Source organism: Pseudomonas sp. Tul2A7 (assembly GCF_054790505.1).
In genome coordinates, this window is sequence record NZ_CP186499.1 from 2,426,937 (window position 1) to 2,451,411 (window position 24,475).

General features: G+C 59.4%; 22 protein-coding genes. 16 read left to right on the top strand and 6 right to left on the bottom strand.

Features of this window, described 5'->3' with window-relative positions:
- Window positions 1–53: 53 nt before the first annotated feature.
- Both ACOYXJ_RS10865 and ACOYXJ_RS10870 read right to left on the bottom strand, forming a co-directional pair.
- Window positions 54–1,838, bottom strand: coding sequence for a GspE/PulE family protein (locus tag ACOYXJ_RS10865; RefSeq protein ID WP_150793161.1), 1,785 nt, complete (start codon window positions 1,836–1,838; stop codon window positions 54–56).
- Between the two features lie 92 nt (window positions 1,839–1,930).
- Window positions 1,931–2,269 carry a hypothetical protein gene (locus tag ACOYXJ_RS10870; protein WP_150793162.1) on the bottom strand — a complete coding sequence of 113 codons (339 nt, stop codon included), beginning with the start codon at window positions 2,267–2,269 and terminating at the stop codon, window positions 1,931–1,933.
- Between the two features lie 126 nt (window positions 2,270–2,395).
- Here ACOYXJ_RS10870 and ACOYXJ_RS10875 point away from each other — a divergent pair, with 126 nt between their 5' ends.
- Window positions 2,396–2,860, top strand: coding sequence for an Lrp/AsnC family transcriptional regulator (locus ACOYXJ_RS10875; RefSeq protein ID WP_016983809.1), 465 nt, complete (start codon window positions 2,396–2,398; stop codon window positions 2,858–2,860).
- Window positions 2,861–2,949: 89 nt separating this feature from the next.
- Here the strand turns inward: ACOYXJ_RS10875 and ACOYXJ_RS10880 are convergent, their stop codons facing one another.
- On the bottom strand, window positions 2,950–4,320 hold the full coding sequence (locus ACOYXJ_RS10880) for a CYTH domain-containing protein (RefSeq protein ID WP_460369403.1): 1,371 nt from the start codon (window positions 4,318–4,320) through the stop codon (window positions 2,950–2,952).
- A gap of 155 nt (window positions 4,321–4,475) precedes the next feature.
- Between ACOYXJ_RS10880 and argE the strand changes: the two genes are divergently transcribed.
- A complete protein-coding gene (gene argE / locus ACOYXJ_RS10885) occupies window positions 4,476–5,630 on the top strand; it encodes an acetylornithine deacetylase (protein ID WP_460369405.1) in 1,155 nt (384 codons plus the stop codon).
- A 262-nt stretch (window positions 5,631–5,892) separates the two neighbouring features.
- A complete protein-coding gene (argA, locus tag ACOYXJ_RS10890; RefSeq protein WP_007913824.1) occupies window positions 5,893–7,191 on the top strand; it encodes an amino-acid N-acetyltransferase in 1,299 nt (432 codons plus the stop codon).
- Window positions 7,192–7,320: 129 nt separating this feature from the next.
- Here argA and tauA read toward each other — a convergent pair whose 3' ends face one another.
- Window positions 7,321–8,256: a taurine ABC transporter substrate-binding protein gene (gene tauA, locus ACOYXJ_RS10895; RefSeq protein ID WP_460369407.1), complete on the bottom strand. Its 936-nt coding sequence runs from the start codon at window positions 8,254–8,256 to the stop codon at window positions 7,321–7,323.
- A 418-nt stretch (window positions 8,257–8,674) separates the two neighbouring features.
- On the opposite strand from tauA, the gene ACOYXJ_RS10900 reads away from it, so the two are divergent.
- From ACOYXJ_RS10900 to ACOYXJ_RS10935, 8 genes are all read left to right on the top strand, one after another.
- A complete protein-coding gene (locus ACOYXJ_RS10900; RefSeq protein ID WP_150793166.1) occupies window positions 8,675–10,012 on the top strand; it encodes an OprD family porin in 1,338 nt (445 codons plus the stop codon).
- Window positions 10,013–10,306: 294 nt separating this feature from the next.
- Complete coding sequence (locus tag ACOYXJ_RS10905) at window positions 10,307–10,945, top strand: peroxiredoxin (protein ID WP_077574963.1); 639 nt, start codon at window positions 10,307–10,309, stop codon at window positions 10,943–10,945.
- A gap of 319 nt (window positions 10,946–11,264) precedes the next feature.
- Window positions 11,265–11,858 (top strand): NADPH-dependent FMN reductase, encoded by a 594-nt coding sequence (gene ssuE, locus ACOYXJ_RS10910; protein ID WP_008085340.1) that lies wholly within the window; start codon window positions 11,265–11,267, stop codon window positions 11,856–11,858.
- Between the two features lie 89 nt (window positions 11,859–11,947).
- A complete protein-coding gene (locus ACOYXJ_RS10915) occupies window positions 11,948–12,913 on the top strand; it encodes a sulfonate ABC transporter substrate-binding protein (protein ID WP_433588849.1) in 966 nt (321 codons plus the stop codon).
- A 25-nt stretch (window positions 12,914–12,938) separates the two neighbouring features.
- On the top strand, window positions 12,939–14,087 hold the full coding sequence (gene ssuD, locus ACOYXJ_RS10920) for an FMNH2-dependent alkanesulfonate monooxygenase (RefSeq protein WP_018928626.1): 1,149 nt from the start codon (window positions 12,939–12,941) through the stop codon (window positions 14,085–14,087).
- 8 nt (window positions 14,088–14,095) lie between these two features.
- Window positions 14,096–14,878, top strand: a complete 783-nt coding sequence (gene ssuC, locus ACOYXJ_RS10925; RefSeq protein WP_003229260.1) for an aliphatic sulfonate ABC transporter permease SsuC — start codon at window positions 14,096–14,098, stop codon at window positions 14,876–14,878.
- Complete coding sequence (gene ssuB, locus ACOYXJ_RS10930; RefSeq protein ID WP_150793169.1) at window positions 14,875–15,681, top strand: aliphatic sulfonates ABC transporter ATP-binding protein; 807 nt, start codon at window positions 14,875–14,877, stop codon at window positions 15,679–15,681. The genes ssuC and ssuB overlap by 4 nt, the downstream gene beginning before the upstream one ends.
- A gap of 27 nt (window positions 15,682–15,708) precedes the next feature.
- Window positions 15,709–15,924: a TOBE domain-containing protein gene (locus tag ACOYXJ_RS10935; protein ID WP_003229256.1), complete on the top strand. Its 216-nt coding sequence runs from the start codon at window positions 15,709–15,711 to the stop codon at window positions 15,922–15,924.
- Window positions 15,925–16,091: 167 nt separating this feature from the next.
- On the opposite strand, the gene ACOYXJ_RS10940 is transcribed toward ACOYXJ_RS10935, so the two are convergent.
- Both ACOYXJ_RS10940 and ACOYXJ_RS10945 read right to left on the bottom strand, forming a co-directional pair.
- A complete protein-coding gene (locus ACOYXJ_RS10940) occupies window positions 16,092–16,718 on the bottom strand; it encodes a TetR/AcrR family transcriptional regulator (RefSeq protein ID WP_034151970.1) in 627 nt (208 codons plus the stop codon).
- A 263-nt stretch (window positions 16,719–16,981) separates the two neighbouring features.
- A complete protein-coding gene (locus ACOYXJ_RS10945; protein ID WP_007913842.1) occupies window positions 16,982–18,358 on the bottom strand; it encodes a glutamine synthetase family protein in 1,377 nt (458 codons plus the stop codon).
- Window positions 18,359–18,636: 278 nt separating this feature from the next.
- Here ACOYXJ_RS10945 and ACOYXJ_RS10950 point away from each other — a divergent pair, with 278 nt between their 5' ends.
- The 5 genes from ACOYXJ_RS10950 (at window position 18,637) to ACOYXJ_RS10970 (ending at window position 24,438) form a co-directional block, all read left to right on the top strand.
- Window positions 18,637–18,993 carry a glutamine amidotransferase gene (locus tag ACOYXJ_RS10950; protein ID WP_223026734.1) on the top strand — a complete coding sequence of 119 codons (357 nt, stop codon included), beginning with the start codon at window positions 18,637–18,639 and terminating at the stop codon, window positions 18,991–18,993.
- A gap of 94 nt (window positions 18,994–19,087) precedes the next feature.
- Window positions 19,088–20,446: a glutamine synthetase family protein gene (locus ACOYXJ_RS10955; RefSeq protein WP_034151968.1), complete on the top strand. Its 1,359-nt coding sequence runs from the start codon at window positions 19,088–19,090 to the stop codon at window positions 20,444–20,446.
- A 56-nt stretch (window positions 20,447–20,502) separates the two neighbouring features.
- Window positions 20,503–21,867 carry an aspartate aminotransferase family protein gene (locus ACOYXJ_RS10960; RefSeq protein WP_034151967.1) on the top strand — a complete coding sequence of 455 codons (1,365 nt, stop codon included), beginning with the start codon at window positions 20,503–20,505 and terminating at the stop codon, window positions 21,865–21,867.
- Between the two features lie 172 nt (window positions 21,868–22,039).
- Window positions 22,040–23,152 (top strand): polyamine ABC transporter substrate-binding protein, encoded by a 1,113-nt coding sequence (locus tag ACOYXJ_RS10965; RefSeq protein ID WP_460369413.1) that lies wholly within the window; start codon window positions 22,040–22,042, stop codon window positions 23,150–23,152.
- A 188-nt stretch (window positions 23,153–23,340) separates the two neighbouring features.
- Entirely contained in the window at window positions 23,341–24,438 is a 1,098-nt protein-coding gene (locus ACOYXJ_RS10970; RefSeq protein WP_150793172.1) for a polyamine ABC transporter substrate-binding protein, read from the top strand.
- The last annotated feature ends 37 nt before the right edge of the window (window positions 24,439–24,475 follow it).

Here is a 24,475-nt window from a genome sequence, read left to right on the forward strand (position 1 = left end):
GGGGTTAACTAGGGCCTTGGATCGCCATTTCCCCGATCCGGTTCCGTGGCGGCTTATTTCTGCTCGCTCTGCGGCGTCACCCGTAGCACTTCCTCTACCGTCGTCAGCCCTGCCGCAACCTTCTGCGCGCCGGACAAACGCAAACTGCGCATGCCTTCCTTGAACGCCTGCCGCCGAATGGCGGTGAGGTCGGTATCCGGAGTGATGAAGGCTTTGAGGCTGTCGCTCAATTGCATGATTTCGTAAACCCCGGCGCGACCGCGATAACCGGTGTCGCGGCATTCCACGCAACCGATGGCACGCTGCGCGTTACCTGGCAGTGGCGCTTGCCAAGGGCGGGTCAGGGTTTGCCAGTCTTCGTCTTCCAGCGTCAGCGGCGCCTTGCAATGCGGACACAGGGTGCGCACCAAACGCTGGGCCATGACCCCGAGCACGGTGGCTTTGATCAGGTAGTGTGGCACGCCGAGTTCGAGCAGACGGCTGATCGCGCTGGGGGCGTCGTTGGTGTGCAGGGTCGACAGCACCAAGTGCCCGGTGAGCGCCGCCTGAATCGCCATTTCAGCGGTTTCCAGGTCACGGATCTCGCCGATCATGATGATGTCCGGGTCTTGCCGCATCAGCGCGCGCACCCCGGCGGCGAAACTCAGGTCGATGTTGTGCTGCACCTGCATCTGGTTGAACGCCGGTTCGACCATTTCGATCGGGTCTTCGATGGTGCAGAGGTTGACCTCAGGCGTCGCCAGTTTTTTCAGCGTGGTGTACAGCGTGGTGGTCTTGCCCGAGCCGGTCGGCCCGGTGACCAGAATGATGCCGTTGGGCTGGCGGGTCATGTCTTGCCAACGCCTCAGGTCGTCGGCGCTGAAGCCCAGTTGATCGAAATCCTTGAGCAGCACTTCCGGATCGAAAATCCGCATGACCATTTTTTCGCCGAACGCGGTGGGCAGGGTAGAAAGGCGCAGCTCGACTTCGCCGCCGTCCGGGGTCTTGGTTTTGACCCGGCCGTCCTGGGGTTTGCGTTTCTCGGCGACGTTCATGCGCCCGAGGCTTTTCAGGCGACTGACAATCGCCATGGTCACCTGTGGCGGGAATTGATAGACGTTGTGCAGCACGCCGTCGATGCGAAAGCGCACGGTGCCTTGTTCACGCCGTGGCTCGATGTGGATATCGCTGGCACGCTGCTGGAAGGCGTACTGGAACAGCCAGTCGACGATGTTGACGATGTGCGCGTCGTTGGCGTCCGGCTCCTGATCGCTGGCGCCGAGGTTGAGCAGTTGTTCGAAGTTGCCGAGGTTACCGCTCTGCTGATCGCCATTGCTGGCGCCGCTGACCGATTTGGCCAGGCGGAAGAACTCGACGCTGAAGCGCTGGATATCCGCCGGGTTGGCAACCACCCGCTTGATCGGCAGTTTCAATACGTGGGTGAGATCGGCTTCCCATCCGGTGACGTAAGGCTGGGCACTGGCCACGGTGACCGAGTCGCGGTCGACCGCTACGGCGAGAATCTTGTGCCGTTGTGCGAAGGCGTAAGACATCAACGGCGTGATCGCGGCGACGTTGATTTTCAACGGATCGATGCGCAGATACGGCTGACCGGCCTGCTGCGCCAGCCACAGGGTCAGGCTTTCCAGGTCGAGGTGTTTGCCTGGACGGCTAAGGTCATCGAGTTGCTGACTGGCGATGAATTCCAGCGGGTGCATCTGGCCGTGGGCTGCATGGCGACGGCGGGCATTCAGTGCCTGCTCCGCCGAGTCCTGGCCGATAAAGCCTTGGGCGACCAGTTCACGCAGCACCTCGTTGAGTTCCAGCCAGCGGTCCTGAGTGGCGAGTTGAACGGGCATGCGGGCTTCCTTTTGAGCGACAGTGCGCAAAATGATAGTCGTGGCCCCGCAGACCGTTGGGCCACTACCCGACGAAGCCGTTGCCGGATTTGTCAGCCAGCGGCTTGCGCGGGTGCATCCCAGAAGCTGTCGGCGTTTTGCAGGTTCACCGAGCAAACGCTGATCAGGTTACGAAGTTTTTCCGCGATCACTTGCGCGCGATGCCAACTGAAACCGCCCATGACAATGTCGATCGACATCAAGTCATCCATGCGCTGCACGTTGACCTGTTCCGGTGTGAGGAATTGCAGTGCGAACAGGTTGAGCACCCGCACCAGCAAGTCCGGCTCAGCCTCGGCGAGAATCTGATACTGCGCGAGGCAATGGGCGTTGCTGACGTTCCAGACATCGGCGCGGGTTGGCGCGGTGGTTACGGCTTCGAGGTGCGGCATGACGAGTCTCCAAAATCTCTGGAGGAATTTTTACATTCGGCGCGGGGTATTTCTTGGCTATGATCGGCGTTAATGACGGCTGATCGAAAAGATCAATTCGCATAATCCGGTTATTGAGGTTTTTCTATGCACAGCGAACTGGACAGCTACGACCGCAAGATTCTCGCCCTGCTGCAGGAGGATGCTTCCCTGTCGAGCGCGCAGATCGCCGAGCAGGTCGGCCTGTCGCAATCGCCGTGCTGGCGGCGAATTCAGCGGATGAAGGAGGAGGGGATCATTCGCGGCCAGGTGACTTTGCTCGATCGCAAGAAGATTGGCCTGAATACGCAGATCTTTGCCGAGATCAAACTCAACGCGCACGGGCGTTCGAACTTCACTGAGTTCACTGAAGCGATTCGCGGCTTTCCGGAAGTGCTGGAGTGTTATGTGCTGATGGGCGCGGTGGATTTTCTGTTGCGCATCGTCGCGGCAGATATTGAGGCGTATGAGCGGTTCTTCTTCGAGAAGCTGTCGCTGGTGCCGGGGATACAGGAGGTGAATTCGATTGTGGCGTTATCGGAAATCAAGTCCACCACCAGCCTGCCGGTTTGAGGCAAGGCTGCTGGCCTCTTCGCGAGCAGGCTCGCTCCCACATTGGAATGCAATCCCCTGTGGGAGCGAGCCTGCTCGCGAAAGCGGTTTTACATGCGCAGGAGCATTTTCCACGCGCGATTCTGGTAAACCGCAATCGCCTGCTGCTTGCGTGCGTCGAGCAGTTCGTCAGTGATCGTCGGCTCGTTGGCCAGTTGCGCCAGTTTGTTCAGTTCACCGTACAGACGGTCCATTTCCGCGATGTCCAGCACGTTACGGGCGTGGTGCAGCCAGACCTGAATGCGCTCGATACGCGGCAATTGCTCAGCCAGATCTTCCGGCTGTTGCTGATAGCGCTGCAATTGCAGGGCCGTGGCTTCTTCGCCCAACAGGCGCGGCAACCAGCTGTGCAACTGCGCGCCGCCCTGACGATTGCCACGCACGTTACGCTCGGCGGTCCAGGTGCGGGCCAGCAACCAACGCGAAGTGTTTAGCGAGAACAGGCCCCAGCGCGGGTCTTCGAGTTCTTCGAGGAACTGCTCCGGTGCGGCTTTGCGCACGTCTTCGTCTTCGATACCGGCCTGCACCAGCGGGCGCCAGTCTTCCAGCAACGCATCCAGAGCAACGCGCAAGTCGTGAGTCGACTGGCGCGGCGCGGCCTGGCCGAGGCTGCTGAGCAGAGCGCGCATTTCGGCGAGGTTCTCGACCCAGTCGAGCAACAGGCGCCAGTGGCCGTTGAAGCGATACTGTTCAGCCAGACGCTGGCTGCTGCCGAGCAAGTGCCAGCTCAGCGCGGCGAAGGCGTCGTCGAGTTGGGTGTCCGCAGTCAGCTCCGGCGCCGCCAGGCTCAGCGAGTAGCTGTTGGCGTCGTACAGACGATAACCGCGCTCAGCCTTGCTGATATCGCACGGCATCAGCGCCAGGGTTTCCGCCAGTTCAGCGGCCAGTTCCAGCAGCGCGGCAGGTTCGCCTTCGCGTAGCTCCAGTTCCAGCTCGCAGATTTCTTCTTTCTGTTTGCCGACGACAACGTGACCAAGATCCAGCGCGGCTTCGATGACCACTTTGCTCTTGCCACGGCCCCAAGCGATTTCGGCGCGTTCGCGGACGAAATCGGTGGTGAAGATCGGCTTGAGGGTTTTCTTGTCCAGTTCGGCCAGCGACTCGGGCCAGCATTCGCCGTCGAGTTTCTTCACGTCAAGCTTGGCTTTCGGCAACTTCCAGTCGTACTCGTTACGCTCGGACAGACCGGCGACGCTCTGGCCACGGGTCTTGAGGGTCTGAATCACTTCGTCACCGTCCTTGCGCAGGCGCAGGGCGACTTTGGCCTGGGCCAGGTCGCGCTCGGGGGTGTCGAAGTACTGGTTCATCAACTCACGGCGTTCCCAGCCACTTTTGTTGCGTTTTTTCAGTAACGGGTGCTCGCGCAGGGCGGCGAGGGTTTCGCGGCTGACGCGGAGTTTGATTTCGGTTTCTTTCTGCATGGCCGGAAAATCCAGGATCGGGAGCGCAGCCGGGGAATATGTGGCTGCCAAGGCCGTGCAGTGTACAGGACTCAAACTTCCTACGCCCTGCGACGGTTTATTCCGAGCGCCGGATGGTTCTATGATGGACTTCAATTCGGGAGTTGGAGTCAGCGATGCCTTTGCCATCCATGCAAGACCAGTTCGCGGCGCTGATCGCCGCGCCGTCGGTCAGCTGTACCCAACCAAACCTCGACCAATCCAATCTCGCGGTGATCGATTTGCTCGCCGGCTGGCTGGGGGATCTGGGTTTCAGCTGCGACATCCAGCAAGTCAGCCCCGGCAAATTCAACCTGCTCGCCAGTTTTGGCAGCGGTCCTGGCGGGCTGGTATTGGCCGGGCACAGCGACACGGTGCCGTACGACGATGCGTTGTGGCAGACCGATCCGCTGAAACTCACCGAAGTCGATGGCCGTTGGGTCGGGCTGGGCAGTTGCGACATGAAAGGTTTCTTCGCGCTGATCATCGAAGCGGTGCTGCCGCTGCTCGATCAGCCGTTCAAGCAGCCACTGCTGATCCTCGCCACCTGCGATGAAGAAAGCTCGATGTCCGGCGCCCGTGCACTGGCCGAGGCCGGGTGTCCATTGGGCCGCGCAGCGGTGATCGGCGAGCCGACCGGGCTCAAGCCGATCCGCATGCACAAAGGCATCATGATGGAGCGCATCGACATCCTCGGGCAGAGCGGCCATTCGTCGGATCCGCGCCTGGGCCACAGCGCCCTCGAAGCGATGCACGATGCCATCGGCGAACTGCGCGGCCTGCGTCTGTTGTGGCAACGTGAATTCAATAACCCGCAGTTCAGCGTGCCGCAGCCGACGATGAACTTTGGCTGCATTCATGGTGGCGATAATCCCAACCGTATCTGCGGTCAGTGTTCGCTGGAGTTTGATCTGCGACCGCTGCCCGGCATGGACCCGAAAGTCCTGCGCGCAGAGATCCTGCGCAAGCTCAACCCGGTCGCCGAACGGCATCAGGTGAAGATCGATTACAAACCGTTGTTCCCGGAAGTGCCACCGTTTGAGCAGTCGGAAGACGCCGAACTGGTGCGCATCGCCGAAAAGCTCACCGGTCATCGCGCCGAAGCAGTAGCGTTCGGCACCGAAGCGCCTTATCTTCAGCGCCTTGGCTGCGAAACCATTGTGCTCGGCCCCGGCGACATTGCCTGTGCGCATCAGCCCGGCGAGTACCTTGAAATGTCACGTTTGCAGCCTACCGTGCATCTATTACGGCAACTGATTGAACATTACTGCCTGACCGCTGACGAACGATGATCCACCCCTGTGGGAGCGAGCCTGCTCGCGAAAGCGCCAGTTCAGACACCTCGATGTCGACAGACCGCTTTCGCGAGCAGGCTCGCTCCCACAGGAGGTATGTGTTTTGTCTGACCAAACGCTGTAAATTGCCAGCATCCCAACCCGTATTCATGAGGAGAGCGCGCGTGTCGCCAAGCCTGTTCCGACGATAACCATCAGCCCGCTGTGCGTTTTCCGTTTCGCCCCTTTTTAGGCTGCTATTTATTACAGGCCCAGGTTCATGCCCGAATACGTTAATTGGCTTCGTCACGCGTCCCCTTACATCAATGCCCACCGCGATTGCACCTTCGTTGTCATGCTGCCCGGCGACGGCGTCGAGCATCCGAATTTCGGCAACATCGTGCACGACATCGTCCTGCTGCACAGCCTCGGCGTGCGCCTGGTGCTGGTGCACGGTTCGCGCCCGCAGATCGAAACTCGCCTCGCTGCTCGTGGCCTGACCCCGCATTACCACCACGGCATGCGCATCACCGATGCCGCAACCCTGGAGTGTGTGATCGACGCGGTCGGCCAATTGCGCATCGCCATCGAAGCGCGGCTGTCGATGGACATGGCTTCGTCGCCGATGCAAGGCTCGCGTCTGCGTGTGGCCAGCGGCAACCTTGTTACCGCGCGGCCGATCGGCGTGCTGGAAGGTGTCGATTATCACCACACCGGCGAAGTGCGCCGGGTCGACCGCAAAGGCATCAACCGTCTGCTCGATGAGCGTTCGATCGTGCTGTTGTCGCCGCTGGGCTACTCGCCGACTGGTGAAATCTTCAACCTCGCCTGCGAAGACGTCGCTACCCGCGCCGCCATCGACCTGGGTGCAGATAAATTGTTGCTGTTTGGCGCCGACCTCGGTCTTATCGACGAAAACGGCAAATTGGTGCGTGAACTGCGCCCGCAACAGGTGCCGGCACATTTGCAACGCCTTGGCAGCAACTATCAGGCGGAACTGCTCGATGCTGCCGCCGAGGCTTGCCGTGGCGGTGTGGCGCGCAGCCATATCGTCAGTTACGCCGAAGACGGCGCGCTGCTGACCGAGCTGTTCACCCGTGACGGTGGCGGTACGCTGGTCGCGCAGGAGCAATTCGAACTGGTGCGTGAGGCAGCGATTGAAGACGTCGGCGGCTTGCTCGACTTGATCAGTCCGCTGGAAGAGCAGGGGATTCTGGTGCGTCGCTCGCGCGAAGTGCTGGAGCGCGAGATCGAGCAGTTCAGCGTGGTTGAGCGTGAAGGCATGATCATCGCCTGCGCGGCGCTGTATCAGATTGCCGATTCCGATGCAGGTGAACTGGCGTGTCTGGCGGTGAATCCGGAGTATCGCCATGGCGGTCGCGGCGATGAACTGCTGGAACGCATCGAAACCCGCGCACGGGCGCAGGGTTTGAAGACCTTGTTCGTCCTCACCACGCGCACCGCGCACTGGTTTCGCGAGCGTGGTTTCGAACCGAGCAGCGTTGAACGCCTGCCGGCGGCCCGAGCGTCGCTGTACAACTTTCAGCGCAATTCGAAGATCTTCGAAAAAACCCTTTAACCGAGTTGGTCCATTCGATCGTTCCCACGCTCTGCGTGGGAATGCCTCAACGGACGCTCCGCGTTCGGCTTTTGATGGGACGCGGAGCGTCCCGGGCTGCATTCCCACGCAGAGCGCGGGAACGATCAATTACTCGGTGATGAATTTGGCGCTGACGTAGGGTGAATAATCCGGCAGCACCGTTTCAACCTTGCCCTGTTCCTTCAAAAACTTCGCCGTCTCGCCAATCGCTTTCGCCGTGCCGCCATCCAGCAGCGCGGTGGTTTGCTGCGCCTTGGCATCCGGGAACGCTGAACCTGCCAGCAATTCCGGTACATCGGCGGCATTGGCACCGGTCAGTTTGGCGATTTTCTGTACCGGCACCGAGTCAGCTGTCCAGCTGTCTTTATGCGCCGCGTAATCGGCGAATGAATCCAGCGTGACCTTGGCAAACTTTGCTACGACGTCTGGATGCTTCTCGGCGAAATCCTTGCGCGCGACCCAAACCTCGAAGGTCGGCGCGCCCCACTGACCGACCTGTGCAGCATCGGTCAGGGTCTTGCCGGTCTTGCGGATTTCCCCCAACGCCGGCGACCAGACAAACGCGCCATCGATATCGCCACGTTTCCACGCCGCTGCGATCTCTGCCGGTTGCAGGTTCACCACTTTAACTTTCGAGCTATCCAGCCCCCAGTGCTTGAGTGCACCGAGCAGGCTGTAGTGTGAGGTGGAAACGAAAGGCGTGGCGATGGTCTTGCCGACCAGATCCTGGGGTGTGTTGATGCCGCTGCCATTGCGCACCACCAAGGCCTCGGCGGCATTGATCTGCGCCGAAACGATGAACGCGACAATTGGCAGATTACGCGAGGCCGCCGCTGCCAACGGGCTGGAACCGAGGTTGCCGATCTGCACGTCACCCGAAGCAATGGCTGTCACAACTTCCGGGCCACTGTTGAAGCGACGCCAGTCGATTTTCTCGCCGATGGTTTTTTCGTAGACGCCGTCGGCCTGGGGGACTTTGCTCGGGTCGATACCGGTTTGATAACCCACGGTGAGGTTGGCGGCATGGGCGGAAAAACTAATCATCGCCGACACACAAACTGTAACAAATTGACTAGATAGTGCGCGTTTGGCCATCATGGCGTCGCCTTTTCGATAGGGTTTGACGATTCGGGGTTGCGCCAAAGCTAATCGATATAAAAAAAGGCTAACAAATACCATTTAGGAATGAGCTTAGTCGCCGATACGCTGTTTCCCGGCGGAGATGGCACGATAATGGCCATATTCCGAAATGATATGAAAAAGAATGAATAAATTCTTTTTGGGTTTATCAGGAAATCTTTACTCTGCACGGACCAAATCACTGCGATTAGACCTTGGTCGTAGACACACAAGGTTACGATTGACTTGTCAGTCACGGTCTGGCGCTAATCGCGCATCTTAGGACCCAGGGCATCAGACCCCGGGCCAGGAACACAAGAATTAGAAACGAGAGGAGCTTTACATGAACAAGTCCACCTTGGCCCTGGCTGTGGCCGTAGGGGTTATGGCGCAGCAGGCAGGCGCCGCCGGTTTCATCGAAGACAGCAAAGCTACTTTGGGGCTGCGTAACTTCTACATCAACACCGATAACCGTGATGGCACTGGCGCCAACAAGAACGAAGAGTGGGGCCAAGGCTTCGATCTGCGCTTCATCTCCGGTTACACCCAAGGCACTGTTGGTTTCGGTATCGACGCTATCGGCCTGCTGGGCGTACGTCTGGATTCGGGCGGCGGCACTAACGGCGCCACGGCAGCGACCCGCACCAACGCCGGTTCGTACGGCGGCACTGTGTTCCCTAGCGAGCACAATGGTGAAGCGGTCGACAACTTCTCCAGCCTGGGCCTGACTGCCAAAGCCAAAATCTCCCAGACCGAACTGAAATTGGGCACCCTGCAGCCAAAACTGCCAGTGATCGTGACCAACGACGGTCGTCTGCTGCCACAAACCTGGCAGGGTGGCCAGATCACTTCCGGCGACATCAAGGATCTGACTCTGGTCGGCGGCCAGATCGAAGCCGTGAAAGGTCGTAACTCGAGCAACAACGAACAGTTGTCGATCTCCGGTGCCAACGGCCGTACCGCGGCTGGCCGCGACAGCAACAAGTTCATCTACGCCGGTGGTGACTACAAAATCACCAAAGACCTGACTGCCCAGTACTACTACGGCAACCTGGAAGACTTCTACAAACAGCACTTCCTGGGGCTGGTTCACAACTGGGCAATTGGCCCGGGCGTGTTGAAGTCGGACCTCCGTTACTTCAATAGCCGTGACGATGGCGCCAACGGCCACGACAGTAATTACTTCACCACGGGCTACTACGGCGGTAACGTCACCAAAGGTAAAGTCGACAACAATCTGTACAGCGGCCTGTTCCTGTACACCGTTGCTGGTCACACTTTCGGCGGCGGCTATCAGGTCAGCAACGGCGACAGCGATTTCCCTTGGCTGAACCAGGGTGACGGCTCGTCGAACTACACCATCACCGACATGCAAATCCAGAAGTTCGGCCGTGCCGGCGAACGCACCTGGCAGGGTCGTTACTCGTACGATTTCGCCAAGGTCGGCGTACCTGGTCTGACCGCCGGTGTTGTTTACCTGCGTGGTGACAACATCGACACTCCGAGCGGCGACCACACTGAGTGGGAACGTGACTTCACCATCGGCTACGTAGTGCCGGAAGGCCCGTTCAAAAACGTCGGCCTGATGTGGAAAAACGCTACCTGGCGCACCGATCTGCCGAACACCCGTTCGCAGGACGAAAACCGCCTGATCGTCAGCTACTCGATCCCGCTGCTGTAATAGCGAGCTCCTGCACCTGATGTAAAAAAAGCCCCGTCCGGCATCGCGCCGGACGGGGCTTTTGCGTTTTCGAGTCAGGCCCACCCCCGTAAGCCATCCCCGATTTCCCTCTTTACAGCAACTCAAGGCCTTCTCGAACCTTGCGACCGATGTTCGTCGGGATGCCGCCGAGCGTCCAGTGAACAGATGTTTAATATTCACTTATGATCTAGATATCTCATTATTTATTCTTTTTCACGATGGCAAATCACGAGCTACAGTTGAGGTCTCGAACAACTCATCAGGAGCAGCATCATGAGCCTCAGACTCGGCGACATCGCCCCCGATTTCGAACAGGATTCCAGCGCCGGCAAGATTCGTTTCCACGAATGGCTGGGCGATAGCTGGGGCGTGCTGTTCTCCCACCCGGCGGACTTTACCCCGGTGTGCACCACTGAGCTGGGCTTCACCGCCAAGCTCAAGGATGAGTTCAGCAAACGCGGCGTCAAAGCCATCGCGTTGTCGGTCGACCCGGTGGATTCGCACCACAAGTGGATCGAAGACATCAACGAAACCCAGAACACCATCGTCAACTTCCCGATCCTCGCCGATGCCGATCGCAAGGTTTCCGATCTCTATGACCTGATCCACCCGAATGCCAACGACACGCTGACCGTGCGTTCGCTGTTCGTGATTGATCCGAACAAGAAGATTCGCCTGACCATCACCTATCCGGCGAGCACCGGGCGTAACTTCCACGAGATTCTGCGGGTGATCGATTCGCTGCAGCTCACCGACAACTACAAGGTGGCTACGCCGGCCAACTGGCAGGACGGTGAAGAGGTGGTGATCGTGCCTTCGTTGAAAGATGAAGAAGAGATCAAGCAGCGCTTTCCGAAGGGGTATCGCGCAGTAAAACCGTACCTGCGCCTGACGCCACAGCCGAACAAGTGATCTCACCGGGCAGATCGTTCCCACGCTCCGCGTGGGAATGCCGCCCGTGACGCTCTGCGTCACAGTGGACGCGGAGCGTCCATGGATTCATTCCCACGCAGAGCGTGGGAACGATCAGTGGTAGCTACTAAGCAGGGGATTTCAGGCCGTTTCGACGGCCTTTTTTTTCGCCTTGAATAGCTTGAATCGTATATCTCCAAAACGCATAACCAAATGAATAAATATGATTTATGGATATATAAATCAACTGGTAAGGTCACTCCCATCGAAGCGAGATCGCAACCCGCGAATCGCCTGTAACGCTTAAGGAATTGTCTCAATGCTGGTCGTCTCACTCGGTGGCAGTCCCAGCCTGCGCTCCCGTTCAGGGGTGCTGCTGGAGCGCTCGCAACGTTGGTTGCAGCAGCAAGGCGTGGAAGTGGTGAGTTATCAGATTCGGGATTTCCCGGCCGAGGATTTGCTCCACGCCCGCTTCGACAGCCCGAAGGTGCTCGACCTGCTGCAACAGATCGAAAACGCCGACGGCCTGCTGATCGCCACACCGGTTTACAAGGCGTCGTTTTCCGGCGCCCTGAAGACCCTGCTGGATTTGCTGCCCGAGCGCGCACTGAACCACAAGATTGTCCTGCCGATGGCCACTGGCGGCAGCATCGCCCACATGCTGGTGGTCGATTACGCCCTCAAGCCGGTGCTGTCGGCATTGAAAGCCCAGGAAATGCTCCAGGGGATTTTCGCCGAGGACAGCCAGATCGCTTACGGAGAAGGCAGTGCCGCCGCGCAACTTGCACCGGCGCTGGAGCAGCGTCTGCATGAAGCGCTGGATCAGTTTGTCGGCGCCATGGCGCGCCGCCCGAAGCCGCTGGAACCGGGCCTGTTGAACGAACGTTTGTTGAGTGCTCGCTGGAGCATTTAAGCCTCACCGAAATTTGAAGTACTGGCCTTACTCGCCCGCTAACGGGCAAGCAGGTGCAGCCAAAACCCAACAGCAAAAAGGAGAGCGCTATGCGCACTGTATTTTTGCGTCGTGGTCTGGTCGCTCTGTTTGCTGCGGCTGTCACCTTCGGCGCCATCACTCAAGCTCAAGCCGAGACATTGCGGATCGGTTATCAGAAGTACGGCACGCTGGTGCTGCTCAAAGCCAAGGGCACTTTGGAAAAACGTCTGGCCGCCCAAGGCGTCGACGTGCAATGGACTGAATTCCCTGGCGGCCCACAATTGCTCGAAGGCCTGAACGTCGGCTCTATCGACTTCGGCGTCACCGGCGAAACCCCGCCAGTCTTCGCTCAGGCTGCCGGCGCCGATCTGCTTTACGTCGCCTATGAACCACCAGCGCCGAACAGCGAAGCGATCCTTGTGCCGAAAGATTCGCCGATCAAGTCGGTGGCTGATCTCAAGGGCAAGAAAGTCGCCCTGAACAAAGGCTCCAACGTCCACTACCTGCTGGTGCGTGCACTGGAAGACGCCGGCCTCAAATATACCGACATCCAGACCGTCTTCCTGCCGCCCGCCGATGCTCGCGCCGCGTTCGAACGTGGCAGCGTCGACGCTTGGGTCATCTGGGATCCGTACCAGGCTGCCGCCGAGAAACAACTGCAAGCGCACACCCTGCGCGACGGCAAAGGCATCGTCGACAACCATCAGTTCTATCTCGCGACCAAGCCTTACGCACAGAAGAACCCTGAGGTGATCAAGACCCTCGTGGAAGAAGTGCGCGCCGTTGGCGAGTGGTCGAAGGCCAACCCTGAAGACGTGACCCAACAGGTTGCACCACTGCTCGGTCTGCCGGCGGACATCACTCTGACCTCGGTGAAACGCCAGGGCTATGGCGCGCTGTTCCTGACCCCGGAAGTGGTCGCCGCACAGCAGAAAATCGCTGACACGTTCTACCAGCTCAAGCTGATTCCGAAGCCGCTGAGCATCAAGGATGTGATCTGGACACCACCGGCCGCTGTGGCTAAAGCGCAGTAATTCGAATCCCCAAGGAGACCACTCCATGAGCCTCAATATCTTCTGGTTCCTGCCCACCCACGGCGACGGCCATTACCTTGGCACCGCCGAAGGCGCCCGCGCCGTCGACCACGGTTATCTGCAACAGGTCGCGCAAGCGGCGGATCGTCTGGGCTTCGGCGGTGTACTGATCCCCACCGGGCGTTCCTGCGAAGACTCGTGGCTGGTGGCGGCGTCGCTGATCCCGGTGACCCAGCGTCTGAAGTTCCTTGTTGCCCTGCGCCCCGGGATCATTTCCCCGACGGTCGCAGCGCGGCAGGCAGCCACGCTGGATCGTCTGTCCGGCGGCCGTGCGCTGTTCAATCTGGTGACTGGCGGTGACCCGGAAGAATTGGCTGGCGACGGTCTGTTTCTCAGCCACGAAGAACGCTATCAAGCCTCGGTGGAATTTACCCGCATCTGGCGTCGTGTGCTCGAGGGCGAAACCGTTGATTACGACGGTCAGCACATCAGCGTGAAGGGTGCGAAATTGCTCTACCCGCCGATTCAGCAACCGCGTCCGCCGCTGTACTTCGGTGGTTCTTCGGAAGCGGCGCAGGACTTGGCCGCCGAACAAGTGGAAATGGTCCTGACCTGGGGCGAGCCGCCCGCAGCAGTGGCGGAGAAGATTGCCCAAGTGCGCGCCAAAGCTGCCAAGCTCGGTCGCACCGTACGCTTCGGCATTCGTCTGCACGTGATCGTTCGTGAAACCAACGCTGAAGCGTGGCAAGCGGCGGATCGGCTGATCTCGCATCTGGATGACGACACTATCGCTCGTGCTCAGGCTTCGCTGGCGCGTTTCGATTCGGTTGGCCAGCAACGCATGGCCGCGCTGCATGGCGGTAGTCGCGACAACCTCGAAGTCAGCCCGAACCTCTGGGCCGGCGTCGGTCTGGTACGCGGCGGTGCCGGTACGGCGCTGGTCGGCGATGGCCCGACCGTGGCCGCGCGTGTGAAGGAATACGCCGATCTGGGCATCGACACCTTTATCTTCTCCGGTTATCCACACCTCGAAGAGTCTTATCGCGTCGCCGAACTGCTGTTCCCGCACCTCGACATCGAGCGTCCGGAACTGCCGAAAAGCGCCGGGTACGTCAGCCCGTTCGGCGAGATGGTCGCCAACGACATTCTTCCCAAAGCCGCGTCGCAGAGCTGAGGCGCGCCATGAAGAAAATCATCCACAGCCTTGCGCCCTGGGCGTTGCCGGTGTTGTTGCTGGCGGTGTGGCAGTTGTCGGTGTCGGCCGGTTGGTTGTCGACACGGATTCTGCCGGCACCGGTGGCGGTGATCGAAGCCGGCGTGAGCTTGGTGCGCAGCGGTGAAATCTGGACGCACCTGGCGATCAGTGGCTGGCGTGCGGCACTCGGTTTCACCATCGGTGGCAGCATCGGTCTGGTCTTGGGTTTTATCACCGGCCTGTCGAAATGGGGCGAACGCCTGCTCGACAGTTCGGTGCAGATGATCCGCAACGTGCCGCACCTGGCGCTGATTCCGCTGGTGATCCTGTGGTTCGGCATCGACGAGTCGGCGAAGATTTTTCTGGTGGCGTTGGGCACGCTGTTCCCGATCTACCTCAACACTTATCACGGCATCCGCAACGTCGACCCGGCGCTGGTGGAGATGGCGCGCAGTTATGGCTTGAGCGGGTTCAGCCTGTTCTGGCAGGTGATTCTGCCGGGGGCGCTGCCTTCGATTCTGGTCGGCGTGCGTTTCGCCCTGGGCTTTATGTGGCTGACGCTGATCGTCGCCGAAACCATTTCCGCCAGTTCCGGCATCGGCTATCTGGCGATGAATGCCCGGGAGTTTTTGCAGACCGATGTGGTGGTACTGGCGATCCTGCTTTACGCCGTGCTGGGCAAACTCGCCGACCTTGCGGCCCGTGGACTTGAACGTGTGTGGTTGCGTTGGCACCCGGCTTATCAGGTTGCCAAAGGAGGTGCGGCATGACTGCTCAACAACCTCCACGCCTGTTGCGCGGGATTCCGCTGGCGGTGCGCAACCTGCAGAAAACCTTCGGCACGCGGCAGGTGCTGCGTGACATCGACCTGCACATTCCGGCGGGGCAATTCGTCGCTGTGGTCGGGCGCAGTGGTTGCGGCAAAAGTACTTTGCTGCGTTTGCTCGCCGGCCTCGATCAACCGACTGGCGGCGACTTGCTGGCAGGTGCCGCGCCGCTCAGCGATGCGCGGGAAGACACCCGATTGATGTTCCAGGAAGCACGCCTGCTGCCGTGGAAAAAGATCATCGACAACGTCGGCTTGGGCCTTAAAGGCAACTGGCGCCCGAAGGCTCTCGAAGCGCTGGAAGCGGTTGGCTTGGCGGATCGTGCCAATGAGTGGCCGGCGGCGTTGTCCGGCGGGCAGAAACAACGCGTCGCACTGGCACGCGCACTGATCCATCAACCACGTCTGCTGTTGCTCGATGAACCGCTCGGTGCGCTGGATGCGCTGACCCGAATTGAAATGCAGCAACTGATCGAGCGTCTCTGGCAGCAACACGGCTTCACCGTGCTGCTGGTGACCCACGACGTCAGCGAAGCGGTGGCGATTGCCGACCGGGTGATTCTCATCGAGGACGGCGAAGTCGGTCTTGATCTGCATGTTGAATTGCCGCGCCCAAGGGTGCGCGGTTCGCATCGCCTGGCGGCGCTGGAAACCGAAGTGCTTAACCGTGTTCTCTCCCTGCCCGGCGAGCCGCCGGCGCCGGAACCTGTTTCACCACTGCCTACGCAACTGCGTTGGGCTCAATAACTCAAGCAAACGACAGGAATCATTGCCATGACTATCAAAGCCATCAACGTCCGTAACCAGTTCAAAGGCTCGATCAAGGAAATCGTCCTCGGTGACGTGCTGTCGGAAATCGACGTGCAGACTGCTTCCGGCATCGTCACTTCGGTGATCACCACCCGCTCGGTCAAGGAGCTGGAACTGGTGGTCGGCAGCGAAGTGATCGCCTTTGTGAAATCCACCGAGGTGTCGATCGCCAAGTTGTAAGCCGGTGAGCAAAAAACAACCCCGGAGGGCGTGAGCCCTTCGGGGTTTTTTGTGCCTGGCGATCGTTCCCATGCTCCGCGTGGGAATGCCTCTTGGGACGCTCTGCGTCCAGTGACGCGGAGCGTCACGGGCTGCATTCCCACGCAGAGCGTGGGGACGATCATGGCTCAGCGCTTGGGCAGGTAAGGTGGCAGATACAGGCCGATATAGGCATCAAACACCCGCATCCCTTCCTCGGCCATGCGCGGCGTAATCTGCCCATGCTGCTGCACCGAGCGCGCATAAACCCGGTCACCCAACTCCATGGCCAAGGCAAACACATCGACATCCTCCGGCAGCCTCGGCAACTCGAAGTGATGATCGAACAGCTTGTGCATCAGGTCGCCCAGTTCGATGTCGTGCTGACGGTCAGCCTGAGTGACTTCGGTCAAACCATGTTGCGCGAGGATCAACTGCCGTGCGGCGGCGTCTTCGTCGTAGATCTCCAGCATCCGTTGTTCGACCAGCCGCGACAGATCACGCCAGTCACGCAGGGCTTCGTGATCGATCGGCGCTTGCAGGCAGGCGCGAAACGCGGCGTGCACATCCGCCGTCAGAGCTTCGAGCAATGCCGGGACGCTGGCGAAGAAGTGGTACACGGAGGAGGGCGGAATCTGCGCGCGCTCGGCGACGCTGTAGATCGACAGACTCGCCACACCCTCGGCGGCCAGCAGCGTACGCGCGGCGTCGAGTATCGAATCGATGCGCGCCTGGCTGCGGGCACGGGGTTTGCGGACGGGGGCGGGACGCGTCATGGAAGTCTCCTGCGGGGCAGCGGGCATTGTACGAGCCGGCTCTTGTGTTGTCTTGTCGGCCGCTTTCGCGAGCAGGCTCGCTCCCACAGGGAGGCTCTGTGTGCACAGCATTCATGTTCACTGAAGATCAACTGTGGGAGCGAGCCTGCTCGCGAACCGCCGCAGGCGGCCATTCACTCCCATCTCAAGGATTTGTGTTCGGCCATAAAAAAACGCCGTTGGCTGAATCAGCCAACGGCGTTCTTCCTGGTGCTGCAATCCGCTTAAACGGTATGCAGATACCAGTTGTACTCAAGGTCGGAGATGGAGTGTTCGAACTCCTCCAGCTCGCTTTCCTTGCAGGCGACGAAGATATCGATGTACTTCGGATCGATGTACTTGGCCATCACCTCGCTGTCGTCCAGCTCGCGCAGGGCATCGCGCAAGTTGTTCGGCAGGCTTTGCTCGTTCTGCTCGTAGCTGTTGCCTTCGACTGGCGCGCCCGGCTCGATCTTGTTGGTCAGACCGTGGTGCACGCCGGCCAGAACCGAAGCCATCAACAGGTACGGGTTGGCATCGGCACCGGCCACGCGGTGTTCGATACGCACGGCATCGGAAGAGCCGGTCGGTACGCGAATCGCCACCGTGCGGTTGTCCAGGCCCCAGCACGGCGAGTTCGGCACGTAGAACTGTGCGCCGAAACGACGGTACGAGTTGACGTTCGGGCAGAGGAAAGCCATCTGCGCGGGCAGGGTCTCGAGCACACCGCCGATCGCGTGACGCAGCGCGGCGTTCTGCTCGGGATCCTCGCTGGCAAAAATGTTTTTGCCTTCTTTATCCAGAATCGAAATGTGTACGTGCAGACCATTACCTGCCTGGCCCGGGTACGGCTTGGCCATGAAGGTGGTGTCCATTTCATGGTCGTAGGCGATGTTCTTGATCAGACGCTTGAGCAGTACCGCGTAGTCGCATGCCTTGATCGGGTCGGCGACGTGGTGCAGGTTCACTTCGAACTGCGCCGGGGCACTTTCCTTGACGATGGCGTCGGCCGGGATGCCTTGCTCTTTGGCACCTTCCAGAATGTCCTGGAGGCAGTCGACGTATTCGTCGAGGTCGTCGATCAGGTAGACCTGCGTCGAGTGCGGACGTTTGCCGGAGATCGGCGAGCGTGGCGGCTGAGGACGGCCGTTCACGTTTTCCTGGTCGATCAGGTAGAACTCGAGTTCGAATGCGGCGCAGATGGTCAGGCCCAGCTCGTCAAACTTTGCAACAACTTGACGGAGCACTTCGCGCGGATCGGCGAAGAAAGGGTCGCCTTCGAGTTCGTGCATGGTCATCAACAGTTGCGCGGTCGGGCGCTTCTGCCATGGCTCGTTGCACAGGGTATCGGGGATCGGATAGCAGATACGATCGGCGTCGCCGATGTCCAGGCCCAGGCCGGTGCTTTCCACCGTGGAACCGTTGATATCCAGAGCAAATAGAGAGGCCGGCAGGTTGATGCCTTTCTCGTAAACCTTGTGGAGGCTGGTGCGTTCAATGCGCTTGCCGCGCACCACACCATTCATATCCGCAATCAGAAGGTCAACGTACAGAACCTCAGGATGTTCCTTAAGGAACGCGTTCGCTTCGTTAAGCTGAACGGCACGCGGGGGTACCGACATGATGCAACACCTTTGTTGTTAAAAATATCAATCATTGATCTTTTCTGGTTTCAGTCAACCCGAACGGCCTGCCGAAGTCAAGCGAGGCCTTTTTTGCCCTAAAAAAGCGCTGTGAGGGCATTTATGGGGCACTTTCGGGCGTTTTTTTGTCCTTGCGAGACTGTGCACCCGCAGGCTTGAGCAGGCCGTGTTGTATTTTTTACGGGGGTGTTGTGTAAAAAAATGAACAAGGCTAAGCTCCGATCAAACCCATAACAGCAATAATACCGGGGTGCTTCATGTCTCGCCTGCCGTTAATCGGCATCACCGACTGCTCGCAACAGTCCGGTCTGCATGCTCATCACATCAGTGGCGACCAATCCGTCCGTAGCGCAGCCAGCATGGCTCGCCCGTTAGCGACGATGTTCCCGTCCATGACCGCTCAAGCGTCAGCGTCCGATATTCTGGACGTACGGGAAAGCATCCTGTTTATGGCGTCCCTTTCCAATATAGATCGCTTTCACCCTCAAAGCCTGTGCCGCTTGCCAAGCCGTGCTCATGATTCTGCACGCCTTGAGTGTGCACAGGAAATGCAACGCCAGCGTAAAGGGCAGGTAAGCTCCTCTTTCATTGTCTATGCGCGGTGCCAGGCGTAAGCCGGCACTGCGCGAGCAAGCCCCCTTTAACGCGACGCTCCAAGCGTCAAACTTTGCCTGACATCATGTCAGGAGACTCAGCCCAGAGGCATTTATGAGTAACAACCTCGACCAGCTCACCGATTGGTTGAAAGACCACAAGATCACAGAAGTCGAATGCATGATCGCCGACTTGACCGGGATCACCCGGGGCAAGATCTCGCCGACCAACAAGTTCATCGCCGAAAAAGGCATGCGCCTGCCCGAGAGCGTGCTGTTGCAGACCGTGACCGGCGACTACGTCGAAGACGACATCTATTACGAACTGCTTGACCCGGCCGACATCGACATGATCTGCCGCCCCGACCAGAACGCCGTGTACCTGGTGCCGTGGGCCATCGAGCCGACCGCGCAAGTGATCCACGACACCTACGACAAGCAAGGCAACCCGATCGAGCTGTCGCCGCGCAACGTCCTCAAAAAAGTTCTGAAACTCTATGCCGACAAGGGCTGGCAGCCGATCGTGGCGCCGGAAATGGAGTTCTACCTGACCAAGCGCAGCGACGACCCTGACTATCCGTTGCAGCCGCCGATTGGCCGTTCGGGCCGTCCGGAAATCGGTCGCCAGTCGTTCTCGATTGAAGCGGCGAACGAATTCGACCCGCTGTTCGAAGACGTCTACGACTGGTGCGAACTGCAGGAACTGGACCTCGACACACTGATCCACGAGGACGGCACGGCGCAGATGGAAATCAACTTCCGTCACGGCGACGCACTGTCACTGGCCGACCAGATTCTGGTGTTCAAACGCACCATGCGTGAAGCCGCGCTCAAGCACGACGTCGCCGCGACCTTTATGGCCAAACCGATGACCGGCGAGCCGGGCAGTGCGATGCACTTGCACCAGAGCATCATCGACATCGAGACCGGCAAGAACGTCTTCTCTAATGAAGACGGGACCATGAGCCAGTTGTTCCTGCACCACATCGGTGGTTTGCAGAAGCTGATTCCGGAATTGCTGCCGCTGTTCGCGCCGAACGTCAACTCGTTCCGCCGCTTCCTTCCGGACACCTCGGCACCGGTCAACGTCGAGTGGGGCGAAGAGAACCGCACCGTCGGCCTGCGCGTACCGGATGCCGGCCCGCAGAACCGTCGTGTGGAAAACCGCCTGCCGGGCGCCGACGCCAACCCGTATCTGGCGATCGCCGCGAGCCTGCTCTGCGGTTACATCGGCATGGTCGAAGGCCTCAACCCGAGCGCGCCGGTGGTGGGCCGTGGTTACGAGCGCCGCAACCTGCGCCTGCCGCTGACCATCGAAGACGCGCTGGAGCGTATGGAAAACAGCGCGACCATCGAGAAGTACCTGGGCAAAACCTTCATCACAGGCTACGTCGCGGTAAAACGGGCCGAGCATGAAAACTTCAAGCGCGTGATCAGTTCCTGGGAGCGTGAGTACCTGCTCTTCGCCGTCTGATACGCCAGGCGCGGCTGGCAGCAGCCGCGTCTTCACCGATAACAAGGAGAATTGGCATGACCAGCAACAACCCGCAAACCCGCGAGTGGCAAGCACTCAGCAATGATCATCACCTGGCCCCGTTCAGCGACTTCAAGCAGTTGAAAGAGAAAGGCCCGCGGATCATCACCAACGCCAAGGGCGTTTACCTGTGGGACAGCGAAGGTAACAAGATTCTCGACGGCATGGCCGGTCTGTGGTGTGTGGCCATCGGTTATGGTCGCGATGAGCTGGCCGACGCGGCCGCCAAACAGATGCGCGAACTGCCGTACTACAACCTGTTCTTCCAGACCGCGCACCCGCCAGCGCTGGAACTGGCCAAGGCCATTGCCGACGTGGCACCGGAAGGCATGAACCATGTGTTCTTCACCGGCTCCGGCTCCGAAGGCAACGACACCATGCTGCGCATGGTTCGCCACTACTGGGCGATCAAAGGCCAGCCAAACAAGAAAGTCATCATCAGCCGCAAGAACGGTTATCACGGTTCGACCGTGGCCGGCGCGAGCCTCGGTGGCATGACGTACATGCACGAGCAAGGCGACTTGCCGATCCCGGGCATCGTCCACATCGCGCAACCGTACTGGTTCGCCGAAGGCGGCGACATGTCCCCGGAAGAGTTCGGCATCTGGGCGGCCAATCAGTTGGAAGAGAAGATTCTCGAAGTCGGCGTCGACAACGTCGGTGCCTTTATTGCCGAGCCGATTCAGGGTGCTGGTGGCGTGATCATTCCGCCAGACAGCTACTGGCCGCGCATCAAGGAAATCCTCGCCAAGTACGACATCCTGTTCGTGGCGGACGAAGTGATCTGCGGTTTCGGCCGCACCGGTGAGTGGTTCGGTAGCGATTTCTATGACCTCAAGCCCGACATGATGACCATCGCCAAGGGCCTGACTTCCGGCTACATCCCGATGGGCGGCCTGATCGTCCGTGACTCGGTGGTAGCGGTGCTCAACGAAGGTGGCGATTTCAACCACGGCTTCACCTACTCCGGTCACCCGGTGGCAGCGGCGGTGGGCCTGGAAAACATCCGCATTCTGCGCGACGAAAAAATTATCGAGAACGCGCACAACGAAACGGCACCGTATTTGCAGAAACGTCTGCGGGAACTGAACGATCACCCGTTGGTGGGTGAAGTTCGCGGCGTCGGTCTGTTGGGCGCGATCGAGCTGGTGCAGGACAAGGCCACGCGCAAGCGTTACGAAGGCAAGGGCGTCGGCATGATCTGCCGCCAGTTCTGCTTCGACAACGGCCTGATCATGCGCGCTGTGGGCGACACCATGATCATCGCGCCGCCGCTGGTGATCAGCAAAGCCGAGATCGATGAGCTGGTTACAAAGGCACGCAAGTGTCTGGACCTGACCCTCAGTGCGTTGCAGGGCTAAGTGCTAGGCTTTGAGCGGGGGAGCCGTGGCGCTCGCGCTCAAAGCTGTCAGAAAGGCTGGTCTTTTCTTGAAAGACCGCCTCGGATCTTGCCAGACTAGCCGCGGTTCCAGTTGTCCGGGTTCGGCCGCTGAACAAAGTGGTTCAAAAAAGAAAAATTTGGAGCATTAACGCATGAAGGCATTAGGCAAAAAGCTCGCTGGCAAGACTCTGCTCGCCGTGTCCCTGATGGGAATCATGGCGGCTGCGGCGCACGCGGACGACAAGGTGTTGCACGTCTACAACTGGTCCGACTACATCGCCCCGGACACCGTGGCCAACTTCGAAAAAGCCACCGGGATCAAAGTCGTCTACGACGTCTTCGACAGCAACGAAACCCTGGAAGCCAAGCTGCTGGCCGGCAAGTCCGGTTACGACATCGTGGTGCCTTCCAATAACTTCCTCGCCAAGCAGATCAAGGCCGGTGTTTACCAGGAGCTGGACAAGTCCAAGCTGCCGAACTGGAAGAACCTCGACGAAGACCTGCTCAAGGCTGTTGGCGATGCCAGCGACCAAGGCAACAAGCACGCGTTCCCGTACATGTGGGGCTCGATCGGCATCGGCTACAACCCGGCCAAGGTCAAGGCTGCGCTGGGCATCGACAAGATCGATTCCTGGGACGTGGTGTTCAAGCCTGAAAACATCGAGAAGCTCAAAAGCTGCGGCGTAAGCTTCCTCGACGCACCGACCGAAATGATTCCGGCGGCGTTGCACTATCTGGGCAAGCCGACCAACAGCAAGGACAAGGCTGACCTGAAAGCCGCCGAAGACCTGTTCCTGAAGATTCGTCCTTCGGTTGCCTACTTCCATTCCTCCAAGTACATCTCCGACCTGGCCAACGGCAACATCTGCGTCGCCGTCGGTTACTCGGGTGACCTGGAACAATCCAAGACCCGCGCCCAGGAAGCCGGTGACAAGGTCAAGCTGGCCTACACCATTCCAAAAGAAGGTGCTGGCACGTTCTACGACATGGTCGCCATTCCCAAGGATGCCGAAAACGTCGAAGCCGCCTACAAATTCATGAACTACCTGCTTGAGCCGCAAGTGATGGCCGGCATCACCAACGCCGTGCGTTTCCCGAACGGCAACAAGGCTGCCACGCCACTGGTGGACAAGGACATCACCAGCGATCCGAGCATCTACCCGTCGGCTGAAGTGAAGAAGCAGCTCTACGCGATCAGCGATCTGGACGCAGCGACCCTGCGCCTGATCACTCGCAGCTGGACCAAGATCAAATCCGGTAAATAAGCCGGTTTGAAGCAGCAACCGCTGGCCGCCGTCTCCCGCGAAGGCGGCCAGTGGATCAATTAAATGACAGGAAGTTTTGCAGGAACGGTTTTTCGAGGGTAAGTTGCGCGCCGGTTTTGTTGCCGGGCAGTCATGGCTGTCATGCAGCGCGGGGCAACTTGGGCCCAACTAATTTAGAGGACCTCCACTTGCCTATTTTTTCTTCTTTGCGCAAAGCCCTGCTGGCCACTGCCGGCCTGACGATTGCTGTCGGAGCCCAGGCCGCCGGTACGGTGCATATTTATAACTGGTCCGATTACATCGGCGAGACCACCCTGGCCGACTTCCAGAAAGAGACCGGGATAAAACCGGTCTACGACGTCTTCGATTCCAATGAAACCCTGGAAGGCAAACTGCTGGCTGGGCGTACCGGTTACGACGTGGTTGTGCCGTCGAACCACTTCCTCGGCAAGCAGATCAAGGCGGGCGCGTTCCAGAAGCTCGACAAGTCGCAGCTGCCGAATTATTCCAATCTCGACCCGGCGCTGCTCAAGCGTCTGGAACAGAACGATCCGGGCAACCTGTACGCCGTGCCGTACCTGTGGGGCACCAACGGCATCGGTTACAACGTCGATAAAGTGAAGGCCGTGCTGGGTGTCGACAAGATCGATTCGTGGGGCGTTTTGTTCGAGCCTGAGAACATCAAGAAGCTGCAAAGCTGTGGCGTGGCATTCCTCGATTCGGCGGATGAAATGATGCCGACCGTGCTCAACTATCTGGGCCTGAATGCCAACAGCACCAATCCGAAGGACTACGAAAAAGCCACTGCCAAGCTGCTCGCGGTGCGTCCTTACGTGACCTACTTCCACTCCTCGAAATACATCGGTGATCTGGCCAACGGCGACATCTGTGTGGCCATCGGTTTCTCCGGCGATATCTTCCAGGCGAAGAACCGCGCAGCGGAGGCCAAGAAAGGCGTGAACATCGCCTACGCGGTGCCGAAAGAGGGCGGCGCGTTGTGGTTCGACATGCTTGCGATTCCGAAGGACTCGTCCAACGTCAAAGAAGCCCACGCCTTCATCAACTATCTGCTGAAACCTGAGGTGATCGCTCAGGTCAGTGATTACGTCGGTTACGCCAACCCCAATCCGGGGTCGGACAAGTTGATGGAACAATCCATCCGTACCGATGCGTCGGTGTACCCACCGCAGGCCGTTATCGACAAGGCCTACGTATCGACCGAGTTGCCACCGAACATTCAGCGCCTGATGACCCGCAGCTGGACCAAGGTCAAGTCGGGGATGTAAGGCACACACTATCCTGGGTTCGCCTTGCGGGGCGAAC